Annotated in this window: 15 protein-coding genes; 6 read left to right on the forward strand and 9 right to left on the reverse strand. The window is 70.7% G+C overall.

Features of this window, described 5'->3' with window-relative positions:
* Positions 1-79: 79 nt before the first annotated feature.
* The 3 genes from K8625_RS02155 to K8625_RS02165 form a co-directional block, all read right to left on the reverse strand.
* Positions 80-1,519 carry a hypothetical protein gene (locus K8625_RS02155; RefSeq protein ID WP_141323531.1) on the reverse strand — a complete coding sequence of 480 codons (1,440 nt, stop codon included), beginning with the start codon at positions 1,517-1,519 and terminating at the stop codon, positions 80-82.
* A 49-nt stretch (positions 1,520-1,568) separates the two neighbouring features.
* Complete coding sequence (gene ilvA / locus K8625_RS02160; protein WP_223748034.1) at positions 1,569-2,786, reverse strand: threonine ammonia-lyase; 1,218 nt, start codon at positions 2,784-2,786, stop codon at positions 1,569-1,571.
* 127 nt (positions 2,787-2,913) lie between these two features.
* Positions 2,914-4,143 (reverse strand): Glu/Leu/Phe/Val dehydrogenase, encoded by a 1,230-nt coding sequence (locus K8625_RS02165; RefSeq protein ID WP_223748035.1) that lies wholly within the window; start codon positions 4,141-4,143, stop codon positions 2,914-2,916.
* A 93-nt stretch (positions 4,144-4,236) separates the two neighbouring features.
* Here K8625_RS02165 and K8625_RS02170 point away from each other — a divergent pair, with 93 nt between their 5' ends.
* Entirely contained in the window at positions 4,237-4,734 is a 498-nt protein-coding gene (locus K8625_RS02170) for a helix-turn-helix domain-containing protein (RefSeq protein WP_223748036.1), read from the forward strand.
* 116 nt (positions 4,735-4,850) lie between these two features.
* Here K8625_RS02170 and K8625_RS02175 read toward each other — a convergent pair whose 3' ends face one another.
* The gene (locus K8625_RS02175) at positions 4,851-7,280 is read right to left on the reverse strand and encodes a DEAD/DEAH box helicase (RefSeq protein WP_223748037.1); all 2,430 of its coding nucleotides are present in this window, start codon (positions 7,278-7,280) and stop codon (positions 4,851-4,853) included.
* 68 nt (positions 7,281-7,348) lie between these two features.
* Here K8625_RS02175 and K8625_RS02180 point away from each other — a divergent pair, with 68 nt between their 5' ends.
* Both K8625_RS02180 and K8625_RS02185 read left to right on the forward strand, forming a co-directional pair.
* A complete protein-coding gene (locus tag K8625_RS02180) occupies positions 7,349-8,464 on the forward strand; it encodes an RNA polymerase factor sigma-32 (protein ID WP_223781698.1) in 1,116 nt (371 codons plus the stop codon).
* Positions 8,465-8,551: 87 nt separating this feature from the next.
* On the forward strand, positions 8,552-9,097 hold the full coding sequence (locus K8625_RS02185; protein ID WP_223748039.1) for a hypothetical protein: 546 nt from the start codon (positions 8,552-8,554) through the stop codon (positions 9,095-9,097).
* A gap of 31 nt (positions 9,098-9,128) precedes the next feature.
* On the opposite strand, the gene K8625_RS02190 is transcribed toward K8625_RS02185, so the two are convergent.
* From K8625_RS02190 to K8625_RS02205, 4 genes are all read right to left on the reverse strand, one after another.
* Complete coding sequence (locus tag K8625_RS02190; RefSeq protein ID WP_223781699.1) at positions 9,129-10,697, reverse strand: beta-ketoacyl synthase N-terminal-like domain-containing protein; 1,569 nt, start codon at positions 10,695-10,697, stop codon at positions 9,129-9,131.
* 21 nt (positions 10,698-10,718) lie between these two features.
* Positions 10,719-12,158, reverse strand: a complete 1,440-nt coding sequence (locus K8625_RS02195; RefSeq protein WP_223781700.1) for a hypothetical protein — start codon at positions 12,156-12,158, stop codon at positions 10,719-10,721.
* Between the two features lie 93 nt (positions 12,159-12,251).
* On the reverse strand, positions 12,252-12,962 hold the full coding sequence (locus K8625_RS02200) for a hypothetical protein (protein ID WP_223748042.1): 711 nt from the start codon (positions 12,960-12,962) through the stop codon (positions 12,252-12,254).
* A 70-nt stretch (positions 12,963-13,032) separates the two neighbouring features.
* On the reverse strand, positions 13,033-13,296 hold the full coding sequence (locus tag K8625_RS02205) for a DUF2379 family protein (protein WP_223748043.1): 264 nt from the start codon (positions 13,294-13,296) through the stop codon (positions 13,033-13,035).
* 57 nt (positions 13,297-13,353) lie between these two features.
* Here K8625_RS02205 and K8625_RS02210 point away from each other — a divergent pair, with 57 nt between their 5' ends.
* From K8625_RS02210 to K8625_RS02220, 3 genes are all read left to right on the forward strand, one after another.
* Positions 13,354-14,112: a DUF4159 domain-containing protein gene (locus K8625_RS02210; RefSeq protein WP_223748044.1), complete on the forward strand. Its 759-nt coding sequence runs from the start codon at positions 13,354-13,356 to the stop codon at positions 14,110-14,112.
* A 28-nt stretch (positions 14,113-14,140) separates the two neighbouring features.
* The gene (locus K8625_RS02215; RefSeq protein WP_223781701.1) at positions 14,141-16,420 is read left to right on the forward strand and encodes a glutamine amidotransferase; all 2,280 of its coding nucleotides are present in this window, start codon (positions 14,141-14,143) and stop codon (positions 16,418-16,420) included.
* 85 nt (positions 16,421-16,505) lie between these two features.
* Positions 16,506-18,095, forward strand: coding sequence for a serine hydrolase (locus tag K8625_RS02220; protein ID WP_223781702.1), 1,590 nt, complete (start codon positions 16,506-16,508; stop codon positions 18,093-18,095).
* A gap of 73 nt (positions 18,096-18,168) precedes the next feature.
* Here K8625_RS02220 and K8625_RS02225 read toward each other — a convergent pair whose 3' ends face one another.
* Positions 18,169-18,753 carry a superoxide dismutase family protein gene (locus K8625_RS02225; protein WP_223781703.1) on the reverse strand — a complete coding sequence of 195 codons (585 nt, stop codon included), beginning with the start codon at positions 18,751-18,753 and terminating at the stop codon, positions 18,169-18,171.
* Between the last annotated feature and the right edge of the window lie 48 nt (positions 18,754-18,801).

The following is an 18,801-nucleotide window of genomic DNA, read 5'->3' on the forward strand; positions in this document are numbered from 1 at the left end:
GCAGCGCAAATGGGGGGGGCTGCGAGTGTAGGTGACTCCCGGGGAGGGGTAAACCAAATGGACCGAGCTTGCCCGGCCGCTACCTCTTCTGGACCGACTCCTCGACCTCTTTTTCGAGGTCATCCATGGTCATCCCATAGTGGGTCAGTAACGCCTTCTCGAAGGAGGGCTGCCCCCGGCCCCTGCATACGGCTCGGGTGAGGGTCATCAGGCGGTAGGCCCCCTCACGGCGCATCAGCTCCTTAACCCCCAGTCCGGAGATGTCGTACGCCATCCCCGCGTTCCCCATCCGGATAGGGGGGATCTTCGTCATCGACCGGAGGCTCATGACGCGAACGTCCGACGTGGAGAGGAGGGCGTGAATCTGCTCCATCATGTCCGGGGTGGGGCCCGGGATGTCCAGGTACTTCCACTCCACGAACATGGCCACGCCCTCGCTGAACCACATGGGGAGGAAGGCGGTGTCGAGGTCACCACTGCCGCAGATCTCCGCCATGACGGCATGGACGTACTCATGGACGATGGTCGCCTTGTTCTGGCTGTTCAGTTCGGCGGCGTTGTTGATGTGGATGGCGTTGGTCTTGTAGATGCCCGCGACGCTGTTGGCGACCCTGTCACCGAACACGACGCGGAACTCCGCCGACGTGTAGAGGACGACCGTCACGGGCTGCTCACGCGTCTCGCCCAGGACCTTCTGGACGAAGTGGTGCGCCGTATCGAGTATCTCGACGATGCGGCCCTCGTACTCGGCGCGCTGGGCGAAGTCCCGGTCGTTGTTGAAGTAGGTGATGACGTACCGGCTGTTGGCGCGCACGCGCATGCCCAGGGAGTTCACGCCGGACTCGAAGCCGACGCGCGGCGTGCGCACGCTCATCCCTGGCCGCGTCTCCAGGGCCACGACGGTGGAGTCGTCGCCCGCCTGGGCGCTCGCCGGCCGTGTCTCAGCGCCCCGGGAGGGGGAGCCCCCGAGCTTCTTCTCGATGCGCGACGCCTCCGCCCGCGCCGAGTCCTCCTGCAGCGTCTGCTGCCGCGCCTGCTGGAGCAGCTTCTTCGCCTCCGCGGCCTCGCGGCTGCGCGGGGGCACCTTCTCCAGCGCCGCCTGGGCGCCCGCCGAGTCCTGCTCCTCCAGCAGCAGCTTGCCCAACTCCAGCGGGAAGGCGCCGTCCTTGGGGAAGAGCGTCACGCCCTTGACCAGGGTCGCCTCGGCCGCGGCGCGCTGCTCGGTCTTCCGGGCCGCGCTCGCCAGGCAGCGCAGCGCGGGAGCGGACTCCTGGAACACCACGGCGCGCTCGCCCAGCGAGTACGCCATCACCGCGTCGTCCTTCAGCAGGGCCTGGCAGCCCTTCACGAGCGCGCCGGACACCCCGGCGCGCTGCTCGGGGGGCACCGCCGTCGCGTCACCGGAGGAGAAGGCCAGGTACAGCTCCTCCCAGGCCTTCTGTCCGGAGAGCTCCTTCGCCTTCTGGGCGGGGGTTTGCGGAGTGGCGGCGACCAGCAGCGCGACGAGCAGGGAACGCATGGGCCCAGTATGGCCGACCCCCTCGGGCCGCGTGCAAGGCCCCCTCCCGTTACTTCCGGGCCACCTGCCAGCCCAGCTCCTCCAGGGCCTGCTCCAGCTCGCGGATGTGAGAGGGGCCCGTGGTCTCCAGCGTCACCTCCACCATGGCCTCGCCCAGCCCCGCCTTGGAGAAGGCGCGCTCGTGGTGCAGGTCCACCACGTTGGCCCTCAGGTCCGCGATGCGCGTCGTCAGCCGCGCGAGCATGCCGGGCCGGTCCGGCAGCCGCACCTCGAGCTGCACCAGGCGGCCCGCCTTCACCAGGCCCCGCTCGATGATGCGGCTGATGACGTTCATGTCGATGTTGCCGCCGCTCAGGATGATGGCGGTGCGCTTGCCCTTCGCCTGGGGCACGTGCCCGTTGAGCACCGCGGCCACGCCCACCGCGCCCGCGCCCTCCACCACGCTCTTCTCCTGCTCGAGCAGCGTGAGGATGGCGGCGGCGATCTCCTCCTCGTCCACCGACACGATGGTGTCCACGTACCTGCGCACCATCTCGAAGGTGAGCTCGCCCACCCGCTTCACCGCGATGCCGTCCGCGATGGTGGTCCCCGCCGCCGGCAGCTCCATCAGCTTCCCCGCCGCGACGGAGGCCTTCATGCTGTCGATGGTGGACGTCTGCACGCCGATGACCTGGATGCCGGGCTTCTTCTCCTTCAGCGCGCAGGCGATGCCGGAGATGAGCCCGCCGCCGCCGATGGGCACCAGCACCACCTCCACGTCCGGCCACTGCTCGAGCAGCTCCAGGCCGATGGTGCCCTGGCCCGCGATGACGTGCGGGTCGTTGAAGGGGTGCACGAAGACCAGCCCCTCGGCCTGCTGGATGCGCAGCGCCTCCGCGTAGGCCTCGTCGTAGTTGGTGCCCTTGAGCACCACGCGCGCGCCGTAGTCGTCGCGCGTGCGAGACACCTTGATGAGCGGCGTGCGCTCCGGCATGACGATGGTGGCCTTCACCCCCAGCCGGCGCGCGTGGTACGCGACGCCCTGCGCGTGGTTGCCGGCGGACGCGGCGATGACGCCCCGCTGGCGCTCCTCCGGCGACAGCGTCAAGAGCTTGTTGAGCGCGCCGCGCTCCTTGAAGGCGCCGGTGCGCTGGAGGTTCTCCAGCTTGAAGTACACCGCGCCGCACTCGGTGCGCTCGGTGAAGTAGTCCGAGGCGGGGCAGGGCGTGGGCCGGATGGCGTCGCGCAGACGCTCCCGCGCGGTGAGGATGTCCTGGAGGGTGACCATGAGCGTGCGCGTCTAGCGGAAGCGCGCCCCGGGCGGAAGGGACAGCCTGCACCGGACCTGGGGCCCCGACGCGTTGCCGCGATGCGGCAGGCTCGCCCGCCCGGGGGACGGACGGGCGCCCGGAGTATCAGATGCCGCGCAGCACGGTGGCCTTGCCCACCCGGCCGATGGCGAGGATGTAGGCCGCCGTCCGCATGGAGACCTTGCGCGAGCGGGCAATCTGCGCCACGCGCTCGTAGGCCTCCTTCATCGTCTTCTCCAGCTCCGCGTTGACGCGGTCCTCTTCCCAGGACAGGTGCTGGAGGTTCTGCACCCACTCGAAGTAGCTCACCGTGACGCCGCCGGAGCTGGCGAGCACGTCCGGCACCACGAAGATGCCGCGCTTCTCGAAGATTTCGTCCGCCTCCGGCTGGGTGGGGCCGTTGGCGCCCTCGATGATGAGCCGCGCGCGGACATGGTTGGCGTTGTCGCGGGTGAGCACGTGGCCCAGCGCGGCGGGGATGAGCACCTCGCAGTCGGCCGCGAGCACCTCCTCGTTGGTGCACGCCGTGCCGCCCGTGAAGCCCGTCACCGTGCCGGTGCGCTTGACGTGCTCGAAGAGCGACGGGATGTCCAGGCCCGCGGGGTTGCGGATGCCGCCCAGCACGTCCGCCACGGCCACCACCACGCCGCCGTCCTCCCACAACAGCTGCGCGGTGTGGCTGCCCACGTTGCCGAAGCCCTGCACCGCGAAGCGCGTGCCCTTCACCGGCAGGCCCAAATCCCTCAGGATTTCACGGCACACGTACAACAGGCCGCGCCCGGTGGCCGCCTCGCGGCCCTTGGAGCCGTACAGCTCCAGCGGCTTGCCCGTGACGACGGCGGGCGAGTGGCCGTGGTAGCGCGAGTACTGGTCCATGATCCACGCCATCACCTGGGGGTTGGTGTTGACGTCGGGGGCGGGGATGTCCCGCGTGGGACCGATGACGTCCTGGATCTGGTCGACGAACTTGCGCGTCAGCCGCTCCAGCTCCTTGAGGCTCAGCTGCGACGGGTCGCACGCGATGCCGCCCTTGGCGCCGCCGTAGGGCACGTTCACCACGGCCGTCTTCCACGTCATCAGCGACGCGAGCGACGAGGACTCGTCCTGGTTCAGCGCGGGGTGGTAGCGCAGGCCGCCCTTCATGGGGCCGCGGCTGTTGTCGTGCTGGATGCGGTAGCCGAGGAAGGTGCGAATCTCCCCGGAGTCCATCTCGATGGAGACCTGGACCTTCACCTCGCGCAGGGGCGTGGCGAGCAGCGTTTCGATGGGGGTTCCCACGTCCATGATCCGCGCGGCCTTGCGGAAGTAGTAGTTGGTACCCTCGACGGCGCTCATGATTCGCAGGGCTCCTGGTGGCGGTGGACCCGGGTGGGCCCGCACCGCGCGCGAGACCTTAACAGAAGGGGTGCGCTACCATAGGAAACTGCCATGTCACCCGGTCCCCCGGATGCTTCCACGGTGAACGGACACCTGCAGGGCCTGGCCCGACGGATTCGCGCGCTGAGGGAGCGCCGGGGCCTCACCCAGGAGGACTTCGCCGTCCGGTGCGGCATCTCCGTGTCCTTCGCGTCGCTGCTGGAGCGCGGGGAGCGCAGCCCCAGCTACGAGACGCTCCTCCAGGTGGCCTCCGCGCTGGAGATGCCCCTGTGGGAGCTGCTCCGGGTGGAGGACGTGGACGACGCCGGGGGCCACCGGCTGGAGGGCTTCGCGCGCACCCGTCACCTCTCCCGTCCGGACGTGGACCGGCTGCTCGAGGTGGCGGAGGTGATGTTCAGCGGCGGCCCGTCGGCGACGCGGCCCGCGCGGCCCGAGCCCGTCCCGTGCTCGCAAGCGGGCTGCGAGCGGCCCGTGCTGGCCCGGGGCCTGTGCACCGCGCACTACCACCGGGAGCGGCGCAGGAAGGCCGCCGCGTCCGAGGAACCCTGAGAGGAGGGCTTGGCGCACGGCCCGCCTGGGACTGACGCGCGGGGCCCTGTCCGAGCCCTCCGCGCCCATGGCGTCCGGCATGGCCCGAAGGCCCGCCGGACGCCCATGCGGTGCGACTACTTCTTGCGAGCGCGCTCGACCTTCAGCGTGCGCTCACCGTGCTGCTTGCCGTGCGTCGCCTCGAAGCCCGCGGCGTCCTCGTCCGCGACGAACACGTACGCGTACGTGGGGCGCAGGTCCATGCGCACCACCTTGCCGGCCGGAGCCCCGGCGGCCTCGAGCGCGCTGGTGACGCCCGCCTCGTCCAGGCCGTCCTGCTTGCCCAGGCCCACCCACAGGCGCACCTGGCCCGGCAGGTCCGGCAGCGCCTCGTGACGCGGGCGACGCTCCTCGCGTGAACCGCGCGGACGGTGCCGTTCAATCTTCAGCACCTTCTCGCCGTGCTGCTTTCCGTTGAGCGCCTCGAAGCCCGCCGCGTCCGCCTCGGCCACGTACGCGTAGCCGTAGGTGGGGCGCAGCAGCGCCTTGAGCACCTTGCCGGCGGGAGCCCCCGCGGCCTCCAGGGCGGCGGGCAGCTTCGCCTCGTCCATCCCGTCGTCCATGCCCAGGTTGGTCCACAGCTTCACCTCGCCGGGGCCCGCGTCCGGGGACGGGGGCGGACGGGTGCCGGGCTCACGCTCGGTGCGCGGCTTGCTCTTCTCCACGCGCAGCGTCTTCGTCCCGTGCTGCTTGCCGTTGAGCGTCTCGAACGCCGCGCTGTCCTCCTCCGCGACGAAGACGTACGCGAACGTGGGGCGCAGCTCCGCGCGCACCACCTTCCCCAGGGGCGCGCCCGCGTCCTCCAGCGCCGTGGCGATGCTGCCCGGCCCCAGGCCATCCGCGGTCCCCAGGTTCACCCACAGCTTCGCCTCGCCGGGGCCCGCCTCCAGCGCGGCGGCGCCGCCACGGCCGGAGTCACGCTCCCGCCGGGGCTCGTCGCGGCGCGGACGGCGCTCGCGGTCCGGATGCTCCGGACGCGCCATGGGCTTCTCACCGCGCTCGCGACGGTCCTCGCGCTCACGACGCTCGCCCCGGCCACCGCGCTCCTCGCGGTCCCGACGACGGCCCTCGCCGCCGCTGGACTTGCGCTCGGGCGCGGGCTCGCGGCGCTCCGTCTCCTGGGCCGCCTGCAGCTTCTCCATGCGCAGGTGGCTGAAGAAGTACTTGAGCAGGAACGCGACCAGGTCATCCGCGTTGGGGCGGTTCTTCAACTGCGCGGCCAGGGGCAGGAAGCCCTCGAAAATCGAGCCGCCGGCGGCCTCCTGGATTTCGCGCACGTGGCGCTCGGTCCAAAGGCGCATCGCCTCCTCGGGGGCGGGCATCTCCTGCTTGTCGAACTTGATGCCGTACTTCTTCTCCAGCGCGGTGTACGTGGCCAGCTCGCGCCCGGAGAAGAGGTTGATGGCCGTGCCCTTGTTGCCGATGCGGCCGGTGCGGCCCACGCGGTGCAGGTAGACGGCCGGGTCCTCGGGCAGCGAGTAGTTGATGACGTACTCCAGCCCGGAGATGTCGATGCCGCGCGCCGCGATGTCCGTGGCGACCATGAAGGCCACCTCGCCGCGCTTGACCTTGCCCATCACCCGCTCGCGCTCCTTCTGCGGCAGGTCTCCGTTGAGCAGCTCCGCGTCGAAGCCGTTGCGGTTGAGCACCGCCGTCACCAGCGCCGTGTCATCCCGCGTGTTGCAGAAGATGATGGCGTTGGGCGGCTCCTCCTTCTCCAGGATGTAGATGAGGTTGCGCGGCTTGGGGAAGGCGTCCGACACGTCGTAGCGGACGTGGTGGATGTGCTCCACGGTGAAGACGTCGCCGGAGAGCAAGAGCGTCTCCGCGTTCGTCGTGTACCGGGCGATGAGGTTCTGGATGTCCGTGGGGACGGTGGCGCTGAAGAGCAGCACCTGGCGCGACTTCGGGAGGCGGTCGAGGATGCGGGTGACCTCCTCGTAGAAGCCCTGGTTGAGCATCTCGTCGGCTTCGTCCAGCACCGCGTGGTCGCACCCGTCCAGCTTCAGGTTGCCGCGGTTGATGTGGTCGAACACGCGGCCGGGCGTGCCCACGATGATGGGCGTGCCCTCCTCGAGCGCGTCCTCCTGCTGCTTCATGGAGGCGCCGCCGTAGATGGCCGCCACCTTCACGCCCTTGTACTTGGCCAGGAGCGTCAGCTCCTCCGCCACCTGCAGCGCCAGCTCGCGCGTGGGGCAGAGGATGAGCGCGCGCACGCGCTTCTCATCCGCGGGAATCTTCTCCAGCAGCGGCAGGCCGAACGCGGCCGTCTTCCCCGTGCCCGTCTTGCTGCGGACAATCAGGTCCTTTCCCTCGATGGCGGGCCGGAAGGCGCGCGCCTGGACAGGGGTGGGGTGGGTGTAGCCGCGCTCCGCCAGCGCGCGGCGGAGGGGCTCGGACAGATTCATGTCGTCGAAGCCGATGTCCGCGATGTATTCGGCGGGACGCGTCGGGGCTTCGTCAGTGGCCGGGCTGCCCGGCGCGGTGGGCTCTTGGATGTCGCTCATCAAGCAGGGGCATAGCCCCTGCATTACCCTCTGGCAACAATCGCGGCACTTTGGGGTATGGAGAGCCGATGGCGAGTGGAGGGAAGAGAACCAAAGGAACGTCGCCCGGACGCCGGGCGAAGCGGGCGCCCGCGAGCGCCCCCGCCAGGGCGGATACCGTCGACGCCGAGGTCGAGGACACCGGGGTGGAGGCCTCCCCAGACCCGGATTCCCTGGAGCCGGACGAGGCCGAGCTGACCGACGTGGAGCCCGAGGAGGAGGCCGCTCCCCGGCCCGCGCCCGCCCAGGCCCTGGTCCGGGCGAGCGAGTCGGGGCTGTCCAACCGGGACCCGCTGCAGGCCTACATGGCCGAGGTGACGCGCCACCCCCTTTTGACGCGCGAGGAGGAGCTGGCCCTGTCGCGGCACTACCGCGAGACGGGGGACGTCAGGACGGCGTACCGGCTGGTGGCCTCCAACCTGCGGCTGGTGGTGAAGCTGGCCCACGAGTACCACCGCAACCCCCTGTCCCTGCTGGATCTGGTGCAGGAGGGGAACATCGGGCTGATGCAGGCGGTGAAGAAGTACGACCCGGAGCGGGGCGTGAAGCTCTCCAGCTACGCGGCCTGGTGGATACGCGCGTACATCCTCCGCTACATCATGGACAACTGGAAGATGGTGAAGCTGGGGACCACCGAGGCCCAGCGCAAGCTCTTCTTCAAGCTGCGCCAGGAGCAGGAGAAGCTCATCGCCCAGGGCTTCGAGGCGAGCCCCAAGCTGCTGGCGGAGCGGCTCAACGTCTCCGAGCAGGACGTGATGGAGATGGACCAGCGGCTGGGGCACGACGAGGTGTCCATCGACGCGCCGCTGGGCGGGGACGACGAGGGCTCGCGGGCCACGCGCGCGGACCGCTACCTGCCGTCGGGCGCGGTGCCCGCCGACGAGCGGCTGGGCGCCGAGCAGCTCAAGGCCCTGTTCCGCGAGAAGCTCGCCGAGTTCTCCCGGACGCTGGAGGGCAAGGAGCGCTTCATCTTCGAGAACCGCCTCACCTCCGACGAGCCCCTGACGCTGCAGGACATCGGCGACAAGTACGGCGTCAGCCGCGAGCGCGCCCGTCAGATTGAGGCCGCCCTGATTGCGCGGATGCGGGAGTTCATGCGCGAACACATCCCGGACTTCGACCTGGTGGCCACGCCCAAGAGCTGACGGACCGGCCCGGGCGGGGGGCTGCCCGGTGGAGAGGTGGGGGCGTTATGCTGGGCGCCCCCGTCTCCGCGGGTCGGAGGTTGCTCCATGCGCAGTCTGCTCGTCGTCGTGCTGTGCCTGCTGGCGGGGTGCTCCCGCTCGCTCCGGGAGAACTACCAGCGCGACAAGGCGGCCAGCCATGTCTACCAGCGCACGCTGCCGGACCTGTGGCCGGAGGTGAAGGCGCACCTCCAGAAGGAGGGCTACTCCTGGAAGGAGATGCCGGGCCGCTACGTGCTGGAGACGGAGTGGCGCGACGCGGGGGGCGGCACGCTGGGGCCCACGTCGTCCTCGCGCTTCCTGATTGAGGGCCACACGCTGCCCAACGGCGGCAGCATCCTCCGGGTGATGCGCGGCAACCGGATGTCGCAGGCCATCGGCGGGGGCAACGTGGAGCAGCGAATCGCCCAGGGAGGCTCCGCCCGCGCGCAGGAGGAGCAGGCCGTGGCGCGCGCCAACGCCAACACCACCGGCGTGCTGCCCACGCAGCAGAGCTACGCGAGGGACTTGGAGCTGGAGCTGGAGCTCTTGCGGCGCATCGAGCCCGACGCGGCCGGCCGGCTGGCGCAGCAGGCGGCGCTCGAGTACCCCTGAACCAGGGGCCCTCCCAGCGCCGCCCGGCGCGTCACTTCTTCCAGGGGCGGGAGATGACGCAGGCGTTGATGCCGCCCACGCCCATGGACAGCTTGCCCGCGCAGCCTTCGGGCGCGGCCTGGGCCTCGTCGAAGACGAAGCGGCCGTGGACGCGCGAAATCTGCTGGTTGAGCTCCGTCTTCTTCAGCGGCGTGGGGAACACCTGCCCGCGCCCGTAGCCCAGGTACTGCGCCGTCAGCTCCCAGCCGCCGCCCGCGGACATGCCGTGGCCGAAGGTGCCCTTGCGCGCGGTGATGAGCACCGACTCCGGCATCACGTCGCGCAGGTTCTGGACCTCCAGGTAGTCCCCCGGCGTCGCGGTGGCGTGCAGGTCCCAGCTGCCCACGTCGGCGGGGCCGCAGCCCGCCTGGGCCAGCGCCTCGCGGATGGCCAGCGTGGGGCCCTCCTTGGACGGGGTGATGATGTGGTCCGCGTCCGCGGTGACGCCCACGGAGACGGGCTCCATGCCCAGGGGCTTGAAGCCCTTGGCCGTGAAGTAGTCGTAGTCGCCCAGCACCCAGACCACCGCGCCGCCCGCGATGTGCGTGCCGCGCAGGGCGGTGAGGGGCTTGGAGATGGCCGCGTCCGCGGAGATGACGCGCGCGTTGTAGAAGCCGCCCACGACGAGCGGGTTGGGCGCCGCGTCCGTCATGCCCATGACGACGGCCTTCGCCTCACCCAGCTGCAGGGCGTTCATCGCCAGCTTCAGCCCGTAGCCGAACGACGAGCACGCGGCCACCGGCGCGAACGTCATGCCGGTGATGCGGCCGAGCATCGAAATCTGCGAGGCGGGCGTGTTGTGGATGTTCCACAGCACGTTGGAGGACACGGCGTTCCAGGGCGGCTCGGGCGCGTTCCACTTCTTCTGCAGCCGGCCGTTGCGCGTGCGCTTCTCCTTGATGACGGCCAGCTTCGCGGACTCCACGTCCGCGCCGTCCGGCACGCCGATGGCCTCGATGTCGCGCAGCTCCGCCAGGTACTCGCGCAGCTCCGTGGAGCGGCCCGTCCAGTAGTGCCACCACGCGTCCTCGGCCTCGTCGCGCACGCCCTCGTCCACCGTGGACGGCTCGGGCGGCACGCCCTCGGCGGGCTCGCGCGTCTCCAGCCACTGGCGCAGCACCGCGTTGCGCTCGGGCGCGGACCAGAAGCGGTCCCACCGGCGCTGGGCGCGGTACAAATCCAGCGAGATGGATTGGATGGTGGGCAGGTCCCCCAGGCCCGTGCCCACGTACACGTGCGCGCGGGGCCCCAGGGCTTGCAGCTCCTGCTCCAGGCCCGGGTTCTGCGCGAGCGACTGGATGAACGCGCCGATGGCGAACTGCGTCGGCTGCCCCATCTTCCGCTCCAGCTGGGAGAAGCGGTTGGCGGGGAAGCGCTCGTCGATCCACGGCTTGTAGTCCGCCAGCTGGAAGTCCGGCGTACCGACCAGGAAGTTGTCCGGCCCGAAGCCGTTGAAGGGGGACAGCCAGCTCTCGGAGGACGCGAGGTTCCTCTCGAACGCCTCGATGTTCCTGGACCGGGGGGCGACGACGCCCCAGCCGAAGATGCCAACTCTGCGCACGGTGTGACTTTCCTTGGGCCGCTAGGGGGCGAGCGGCTCAATCTTCAAATTGTCGAAGTGGACGCGGGTCTGCCAGCCCGAGAACCCGAAGTACTGGTTGCGCGAGCCCTCGAGGGGCGTGGCGTCTTTGAGGGTCAGGAACGGCTGGCCGTCCAGCTCCCAGGCGAGGGTGTCACCGCGGCGGGTCAGCTTGAAGTGGTGGCGCTTGCCCGGCACCACCGCGGCCCCATCCCGCGTGACGCGGTCGGGCGTGTGCTCGCTCCTGCGGGCGATGGCGGACTGGGTGTTCTTCCAGCCGCCGAAGATGAACACGTAGCCGGTGGCGGTGTACTGCAGCCGCAAATCACCCGCGTAGAACGAGCGGCCGTCGCCCCAGGCCTCCACCTTGATGTCGCCCTGCGGGCTGTCCGTCCATGCGTCGAACTCGATGACCGCGTCGCGGGGCAAAGGGCGCTTGAGCCACACGGGGCGGTTGTGGAGCTGCTCCACCACCAGCGCGCCGTCGACGATGCGCGTCGCGGTGGGGTTGGTGACGTTCCACGCGTCGCCGAGCGTGTCGCGCTCGAAGTCGTCCGCGTACGGACCCGGGGGGATGGCCGGCGTCGCGGCCGCGACCTTGGCGGGCAGCCGGTCCGGCGCGTCCACGCGCAGGTTGTCCCAGAAGATCTGCGACTCGAAGCCGGACAGGCCCAGCCGGTCGTGCCCCGGCCCCTTGAGCGGGCGCGGGTCATCCAGCTCCAGGAACAGCTCCCCGTCGATGGACCAGCGCAAGAGCGTGCCCCGGCGCTCGATGCGCCAGTGGTACGTGCGGCCCGCCTGCACCGGCGTGCCCCGCGCCTCCACCTTCACCCGGGTGTCGTCCTTGAACACGGAAGCCAGGTCCGCGGCGGCGCCCGACGACTCCGCCTTGCGCTGCGCGCGGCGCTGGAGCGCGTCCAGCGTGGGCGCGTTCAAGTCCAGCCGGGCGATGGCCGACACGGAGTTGTTCTGGCCGCCCTGCATCAGCACGTAGCCGGAAGCCGGGTCCACGCCGTTGCCGAAGAGCTCCACCCGGATGTCGCCCTCGGGCAGCTCCGAGCGCACGTCCAGCTCCACCGCCACGTCGTCCGGCAGCGGCGCCTGCAGCCACAGCGGGTTGTTCTTCACCCCCGGCGCCAGCAGCTCGCCCTGAATCACCCGCCAGTAGCCGCCCGTGGTGAAGAAGTCGCGCTTCACCACGCCCGGGTCGCTGAAGTCCTGGGTGTAGGGGATTGTCGCCGTCACCTCCGCGTCACCGCGGAAGAGGACGTAGTGGATGAGGGGGAACTGGATGACGAGGATGAGGCCGACGAGCACGGCCCAGCCCCGGCGCGACAGTCCCTCGGGCTTCACCCAGGCTCCCTGAGCCAGGGGCTCCTGCCCGGGGGATGGCTCCGGGGGGGACTCCTGCTTCTCCTTCTCCTTGCGCCTGGCCTGGCCCATCAATCCTTCGGGGGTTTTCCGGGGGGAAAGGCGGCGGAATCTACGCGCCACCCGGGTGGAGGTAAAGCACGGCCGACGACCGGGGGAGGCCGGCTACTTGACCCCCCAACGTTTCTCGAGCGCCCGTTGCTCCGCCTGCCGCAGCTTCACGCGCTCCTTCTCCGCGCGCTGCTTGTCGGCCTCCTCGGGGGAGGGGCGCATGGCCAGCTGGTAGACGGAGCCCGCGATGGCGAACATGCCCGCCGCGACGATGACGCCCCAGGGGCGGCTCGCCACCGCCTCCACCAGGCTGCCGAACTGGTGCAGCGCCGCCAGCGCGCCGATGACGAGCACCCACCCGCCCGCCGCGGAGGCGACGAGCGCGCTGACCACCCGGTGCAGGAGCGCGCCCACCAGCCCGCCGATGATGAACCCCGGCGCGAAGCCGAGCAGGAAGTCCTGCGGGCCGGCGATCTGCCCGGCCACCAGGCCCAGCGGCACGCCCAGGCCCACGAAGGTGATGGCGGGCGGGAAGAGGAAGCCCAGCACCAGCAGCACCCCCGCGGCGATGGACGGCGCCCTGGGGTCCAGGTCCGGCAGGCCCAGCTTCACGGCCACCGCGCCCGTCCACACCAGCCCGAGCAGCGCGCCGATGGGACCGGCGAGCACCCGGAACACCCGGGGGCCTCCGCCGACCAGGAGCAGCGTCACCCCGAGGACACAGCAGACGATGCCCGCCCACATCGGCAGGAGCCGGTAGATGGCGACCCAGCCCGACGGATTGAACTCCTGATAGGCCCTGAGTGCCTGGAGGAGGCCTTCCATGACTCCGACTCCTTCGCATTGCGGCGCGGCTCGAGCCGCCCCCGAGGGGCGCGGGCGCCGACGATGTAGCTTAAGCGTAGCGCTTCAGCGCCAACAGCAGCAGCACCACGAAGACGGCGGCGCCCAGGGCCGCGAAGCCGTAGAGGGCCCGGGGCGTGGACGTGCGGCGCAAGAGCTCCTCGGCCTGGGCGCGGTCCTGGGGGGCGGGATTGCTCGCCAACAGACGCTCGGCCTGGCGTCGGGCCCCGGCGACGTCACCGGCCTCCTTGAGGGCCCAGGCCGCGCGGACCTCGGGGGCGCCGGGCGGCTCGGGCGTCTGTCCGCCTTTCGCCATGGGCCCGCTGTATACCGGGGAATGCGAGCACCCGTCGACGGTATATAGATGCGCTCTATGTCCGCGCGGCGCCTGACCCGACGAAACCTCCTGCTCGGCACCTCCGCGCTCGTCCCGCTGCTGTCTGGGCGTGCGCGCGCCTTCGGTGAGAAGAACCGCTTCATCCCCGCGGTGGCGAAGCACGGCGGCCGCTGGGACGGGCGGCTGTCGGGCCTGCGTCGGATTGCGTGGGAGCTGCAGCGGCGCACCTCGGTGGAGGTGGTGCCGGACGCGCGCCCGTTCGCGCTGAGCAGCCCCGACCTCTTCGAGTACCCCTTCCTGTACTTCGGCGGCGACGGCGCGTTCCCCGCGCTCAGCGAGGCGGAGGTGACCAACCTGCGCCGCTACCTGACGTACGGCGGCTTCATGCTGGCGGACGCCAACGACGGCAGCGACGGGGACGGCTTCGACGCCAGCTTCCGCCGGGAGATGCGGCGCGTGCTGCCGCAGAGCCCGCTCACCGAGGTGCCCTCCACGCACGTGGTGTTCAAGTCCTTCTTCATGCTGGACGCGGCGCCCGGGCGGCTGCTCAACAAGCCGCAGCTCCTGGCGGCCAACCTGGGCAAGCGCGCCGCGGTGCTGTACTCGCAGAACGACGTGGCGGGGGCGTGGAGCCGCAACGAGACGGGCGACTACGAGTTCGACGTGAGCCCCGGCGGCGAGCCGCAGCGCGAGCTGGCGGTGCGCCTGGGCATCAACGTCTGCATGTACGCGCTCTGCCTGGACTACAAGGACGACGCGGTCCACCTGCAGCTCATCCTCAACAAGCGGCGCTGACGCGAAGGGCCTCACCTCAAGAGCCTGGATGAACTCCCCCACCTTCAACGCCTGGAAGCTCGTCAGCCTCTCTCCGCTGCCCTCGTGGGCGCTGGTGTTCCTCGCGCTCGGGCTGCTGTTGGGCGTGGGGCTGGCGGCCTGGGGCGTGCGCCGCGAGCCCGCGCGTGGCCGTCGCATCCTCTTGTGGGCCCTGCGCGTGGGCGCGGGCGTGGCCGCGCTCTTCTTCCTGCTGGAGCCTGGCATCCGTCACCTCCAGGTCGCGCGGATGAAGAACCGGGTGGCGGTGCTGGTGGACCGCTCGGCGTCCATGGGCTTTCCCACCGAGCCGGGCGGGCCCACGCGCAACGCGCAGGTGGCCGCGTTCCTGGAGAAGGCGGGCCCGGCGTTCGCGGCGCTGCAGGACCGCTTCACGGTGGAGATGTACGGCGTGGACCCGGAGCTTTCGCCGGTGACGCCCGCGTCGCTCGCCAAGGAGCCGCCCCGGGCGGGCACCACGGACCTGCTCGCCGCGCTGCGTGCGTCGGCGGGGGCGGGGCAGGGCGCTCGCAAGCTGTCCGGCGTGCTGCTGTTCAGCGACGGCGCGGACAACGCGGAGCTGAAGGCGGGCGTGGTGGGCCGCGCGCGCGCGGCGCTCGCGGACCTGGGCGTGCCGGTGTCCACCTTCACCGTGGGCCAGGAGGCGCTCAAGGACCTGGCGATTGAAGGCCTCAAGGTCGATGACTTCGCCTTCGTGCGCAACTCGCTCACGGTGGAGGCGGAGATCCACGGCAAGGGCTTCCGGGGCAAGGAGATTCCCGTCGTCCTCAGCCAGGAGGGCAAGACGGTGGCCACCAAGACGGTGCGCCTGGAGACGAACGACGACGTGAAGCCGGTGTCCTTCACCTTCACGCCGGACCAGACGGGCCGCTTCGTCTACACGGTGTCGGTGCCCACCTTCCCGGACGAGGCGGTGGCGGACAACAACAGCCGCTCCTTCACGCTGAAGGTCATCCGGGACCGGGTGCGCGTGCTGCTGGTGGTGGGCCGCCCCTCGTGGGACGAGCGCTACCTGCGCGGGCTGCTCAAGCAGGACGCGAACGTGGACCTCATCTCGTTCTACATCCTGCGCACGCTGTCGGACGACCCGGGGACGTCGAACGACCGGGAGCTGTCGCTCATCCCGTTCCCCATGGAGGAGATCTTCGACACGAAGCTGGACACCTTCGACGTCGTCATCTTCCAGAACTTCGGGCACTCGGACCCGTCGCTGTCCATCGCCGAGTACGAGCGCAACCTGGAGCGCTACATCCACAACGGCGGCGCCTTCGTGATGATTGGCGGCGACAGCGTGCTGGGCGAGGGCCGCGCCACCATGCCCACGCTGATGGACGCGCTGCCCGTGGCCGCCGCGGGCCCCGCCAACCTGGACGCGTTCACCGCGCGCCTGACGCCGGAGGGCCTGCGCCACCCGGTGACGGCCATCGGCACCGGCGCCTCCAGCACCGAGGCCGCGTGGGGCGAGCTGCCGCCCATCCCCGGCATCAACCTGACGCGCGCGCGGCAGGGCGCCACCGTGTTGCTGGAGCATCCGCATCTCACCTCGGACGGGAAGAACGCGCCGCTCGTCGCCGTGTGGGATTACGGCCGGGGGCGCGCGCTGGTGATGGCCACGGATGCGTCGTGGTACTGGGCCTTCGCGGCGCACCGGGATGGCTCGCCCAGCCGCGCGTATGACCGCTTCTGGGGCAACGCGCTGCGCTGGCTGGTGAGGGACCCGGACCTGACGACGCTGAAGGTGACGGCGGACCCGCCCTCGGTGGAGCCGGGGCGTCCGGTGGCGGTGGTGGTGCAGGCGCGCAGCGCGGACTACCAGCCGGCGCAGGACGCGCAGGTGCGCGTGGAGCTGTTCTCCGTGGCCGCGCAGAAGCCGGTGGCGGTGCAGACGGGGGCGACGGGGCCGGACGGCGTGGTGCGGCTGGAGTTCGCGCCGCCGGAGCCGGGCCCCTACAAGCTCCTCGCCACGGCGAAGAAGGGCGACACGGAGCTGGGCCAGGGCGAGGACGCGGTGGCGGTGCGCGCCGTGGGCCCGGAGCTGTCGGACGCGTCGGTGCGGCCGGAGCTGATGGAGCAGGTGGCCAAGGTGACGGGCGGCAAGGCGTACAAGCTGCCCCAGGAGAGCCTGCCGGATGTTCCGCTGTTGGACCCGCCCGTGGTGGAGGTGGGCCGCGCCAAGGACCAGCCGCTGTGGGACCGCTGGTACTACCTGGTGGCCCTCATCGGGCTGCTCGGCGCGGAGTGGTTCGCGCGGCGCCGCTTCGGCTACGTCTGACGCACGGGCCCGGAACAAGGGCGGCTGGGGCGTGTTCGCCAGGTGCGGTAGAGAGGGGACTTCGAGCCCCTGCCTGGAGCCCTTCTTGCGTCACGTCCTCGCGCTACTCCTCGTCGTCCTTCCGCTGTCCCCGGCCTTCGCGCAGTCGCTGCCCGCCGACTTCGACGCCACCCTCGAGAAGGCGATGAAGACCTTCGACGTGCCCGGCATCGCCGTGGCCGTGGTGAAGGACGGCAAGGTGGTGCTGTCCAAGGGCTATGGCGTGCGCAAGCTCGGGGACAAGACGCCGGTGACGGCGGACACGCTGTTCGGCATCGCGTCCAACAGCAAGGCCTTCACGGCGGCGGCGCTGGCCATGCTCGTCGAGGAGGGCAAGCTGCAGTGGGATGACCGCGTGGTGGACCACCTGCCGTCGTTCCAGATGCACGATGCGTACGTCACGCGCGAGCTGACGATTCGCGACCTGCTCGTGCACCGCAGCGGGCTGGGGCTGGGCGCGGGGGACTTGCTCTACTTCCCGCAGTCGACGTTCACCGAGGACGAGATTGTCTCGAAGCTGCGCCACCTCCCCCCGGCGTCGAGCTTCCGCAGCAAGTACGCGTACGACAACATCCTCTACCTCGTGGCGGGCAAGGTCATCGAGAAGGTGAGCGGCCGTCACTGGCGCGACTTCGTGCGTGAGCGCATCTTCGTGCCGGTGGGCATGCGCGACAGCAGCACGCTCTTCAAGGCGTTGCGCGTGAGCGGCAACGTGGCCACGCCGCACGCGAAGGCGGACGGGGTGCTCAAGGCCATCTCGCCCATGGGCTTCGAGAACAACGCGCCCGCGGCGGCCATCAACTCCAGCGTCAACGACCTGTCCAAGTGGATGATGACGCAGCTGGCCTTGGGCGTGATTCCGGGGACGGACGGCAAGAAGCGGCTGTTCAGCGAGGCGCAGTCGAAGGAGATGTGGGCGGCGCAGACGGTGATGAACGTCACCGAGCCGTCCAAGCCGCTCGCCGGGCTGCGCGCGAACTTCGCCGCGTACGCGCTGGGCTGGTCCTTGCGCGACTACAAGGGCCACAAGCTGGTGGGCCACGGCGGCGCGCTGCCGGGCTACTACTCCCGGGTGATGCTGGTGCCGGAGCTGAACCTGGGCGTCGCGGTGCTGACGAACCAGGAGGAGCGCGGGGCCATCGAGGCGCCGATGTGGACGGTGCTGGACGCGTTCATGGGCGGGCCCGCCACGGACTGGGTGGCCGCGTTCAAGGCGGATGACGACGCGAAGCGCGCCAAGGCGGAGGCCCAGGTGGCGGGGCTCCGCGGCAGCCGCAACGCCCAGAGCAAGCCGTCGCTCCCGCTCGACGCGTACACCGGCACGTTCCGCGACGCTTGGTACGGCGACGTGACGCTGACGCGGGAGGCGGACAAGCTGGTGCTGCGCTTCAGCCGGACGCCGGGCCTCGTGGGTGAGGTGGAGCACTGGCAATACGACACCTTCGTCGCGCGCTGGAAGGACCGCTCGCTCAACGCGGACGCGTTCGTGTCCTTCTCGCTCAAGCCCGACGGCGCGGTGGGGGAGATGCGCATGCAGCCCGTCTCACCGCTCACCGACTTCAGCTTCGACTTCCAGGACCTGCGCTTCACGCCCGTGAAGAAGGCGCCTGACGCCGTCGCGAAGCCCGTGCCCTGAAGAGGGGCCGCTCTGGGACTCGCCCGTCCGGCCAGCAATGCCAGACGGGCGCGTCACCGGGTGAATCGGGCCGCTACTGCTTCTCCACCACGCCGCACGCCAGGCGACCGCCAGCGTCACCGGTCGGGTCCGTGGCGTAGTCGTCCTCCTTGACGTGGACGACGACGGCCGAGCCGTCCTTGTCGAACAGCGACTTCACCGTCAGCCCGCCCTGGGCGAACGTGTCGAACTGCACCTTGCCGTCCTGGCCCACGTAGAGGTTGGGCAGGTCGCCCAGGTGCTTGCCCTTGTGGGCCATCATCCCGTGCGCCTTCTTCGTCGGGTTGAAGTGCGCGCCGGCCGTCTTGAACTCCGGCGCCTCGCACTTGCCCGTCTCGTGGATGTGGAAGGCGTGCTGGCCGGGGGGCAGGTCGTGCAGCGTGCCCTTGATGAGGACGCCCTGCTTGGCCTGCTCGAAGGTGATTTCGCCCACGTCCTTGCCCTGCGCGTCCTTCACCGTCGCCTTCGCCGTCTCGCCCTTGGGCGCCTCCTTCTTCGCCGGCGCCGCGGCGGCGGGGGCGGCCTGGGCGGGCGCGGGGGGCGTCGCCGCGGGGGCCTGGGCCAGCGCGGGCGCGGCGGCGGTGAGAACGGTGGCGGTCAGCAGCGCGCGAATCTTCATGGGTCGGGGTCCTCCTCCAGAGGGGAAATGCTGCTCAGCGAAGGTGGA

The sequence above is a fragment of the Myxococcus sp. AS-1-15 genome, assembly GCF_020037055.1.
GTDB lineage: Bacteria > Myxococcota > Myxococcia > Myxococcales > Myxococcaceae > Myxococcus > Myxococcus fulvus.

Excerpts from the sequence above, each read along its gene's own strand:
- K8625_RS02155 (WP_141323531.1), bottom strand. The coding sequence starts at position 1,519 with ATGCGTTCCCTGCTCGTCGCGCTGCTGGTCGCCGCCACTCCGCAAACC.
- ilvA (WP_223748034.1), bottom strand. The coding sequence starts at position 2,786 with ATGGTCACCCTCCAGGACATCCTCACCGCGCGGGAGCGTCTGCGCGAC.
- K8625_RS02165 (WP_223748035.1), bottom strand. The coding sequence starts at position 4,143 with ATGAGCGCCGTCGAGGGTACCAACTACTACTTCCGCAAGGCCGCGCGG.
- K8625_RS02170 (WP_223748036.1), top strand. The coding sequence starts at position 4,237 with ATGTCACCCGGTCCCCCGGATGCTTCCACGGTGAACGGACACCTGCAG.
- K8625_RS02175 (WP_223748037.1), bottom strand. The coding sequence starts at position 7,280 with ATGAGCGACATCCAAGAGCCCACCGCGCCGGGCAGCCCGGCCACTGAC.
- K8625_RS02180 (WP_223781698.1), top strand. The coding sequence starts at position 7,349 with ATGGCGAGTGGAGGGAAGAGAACCAAAGGAACGTCGCCCGGACGCCGG.
- K8625_RS02185 (WP_223748039.1), top strand. The coding sequence starts at position 8,552 with ATGCGCAGTCTGCTCGTCGTCGTGCTGTGCCTGCTGGCGGGGTGCTCC.
- K8625_RS02195 (WP_223781700.1), bottom strand. The coding sequence starts at position 12,158 with ATGGGCCAGGCCAGGCGCAAGGAGAAGGAGAAGCAGGAGTCCCCCCCG.
- K8625_RS02200 (WP_223748042.1), bottom strand. The coding sequence starts at position 12,962 with ATGGAAGGCCTCCTCCAGGCACTCAGGGCCTATCAGGAGTTCAATCCG.
- K8625_RS02205 (WP_223748043.1), bottom strand. The coding sequence starts at position 13,296 with ATGGCGAAAGGCGGACAGACGCCCGAGCCGCCCGGCGCCCCCGAGGTC.
- K8625_RS02210 (WP_223748044.1), top strand. The coding sequence starts at position 13,354 with ATGTCCGCGCGGCGCCTGACCCGACGAAACCTCCTGCTCGGCACCTCC.
- K8625_RS02215 (WP_223781701.1), top strand. The coding sequence starts at position 14,141 with ATGAACTCCCCCACCTTCAACGCCTGGAAGCTCGTCAGCCTCTCTCCG.
- K8625_RS02225 (WP_223781703.1), bottom strand. The coding sequence starts at position 18,753 with ATGAAGATTCGCGCGCTGCTGACCGCCACCGTTCTCACCGCCGCCGCG.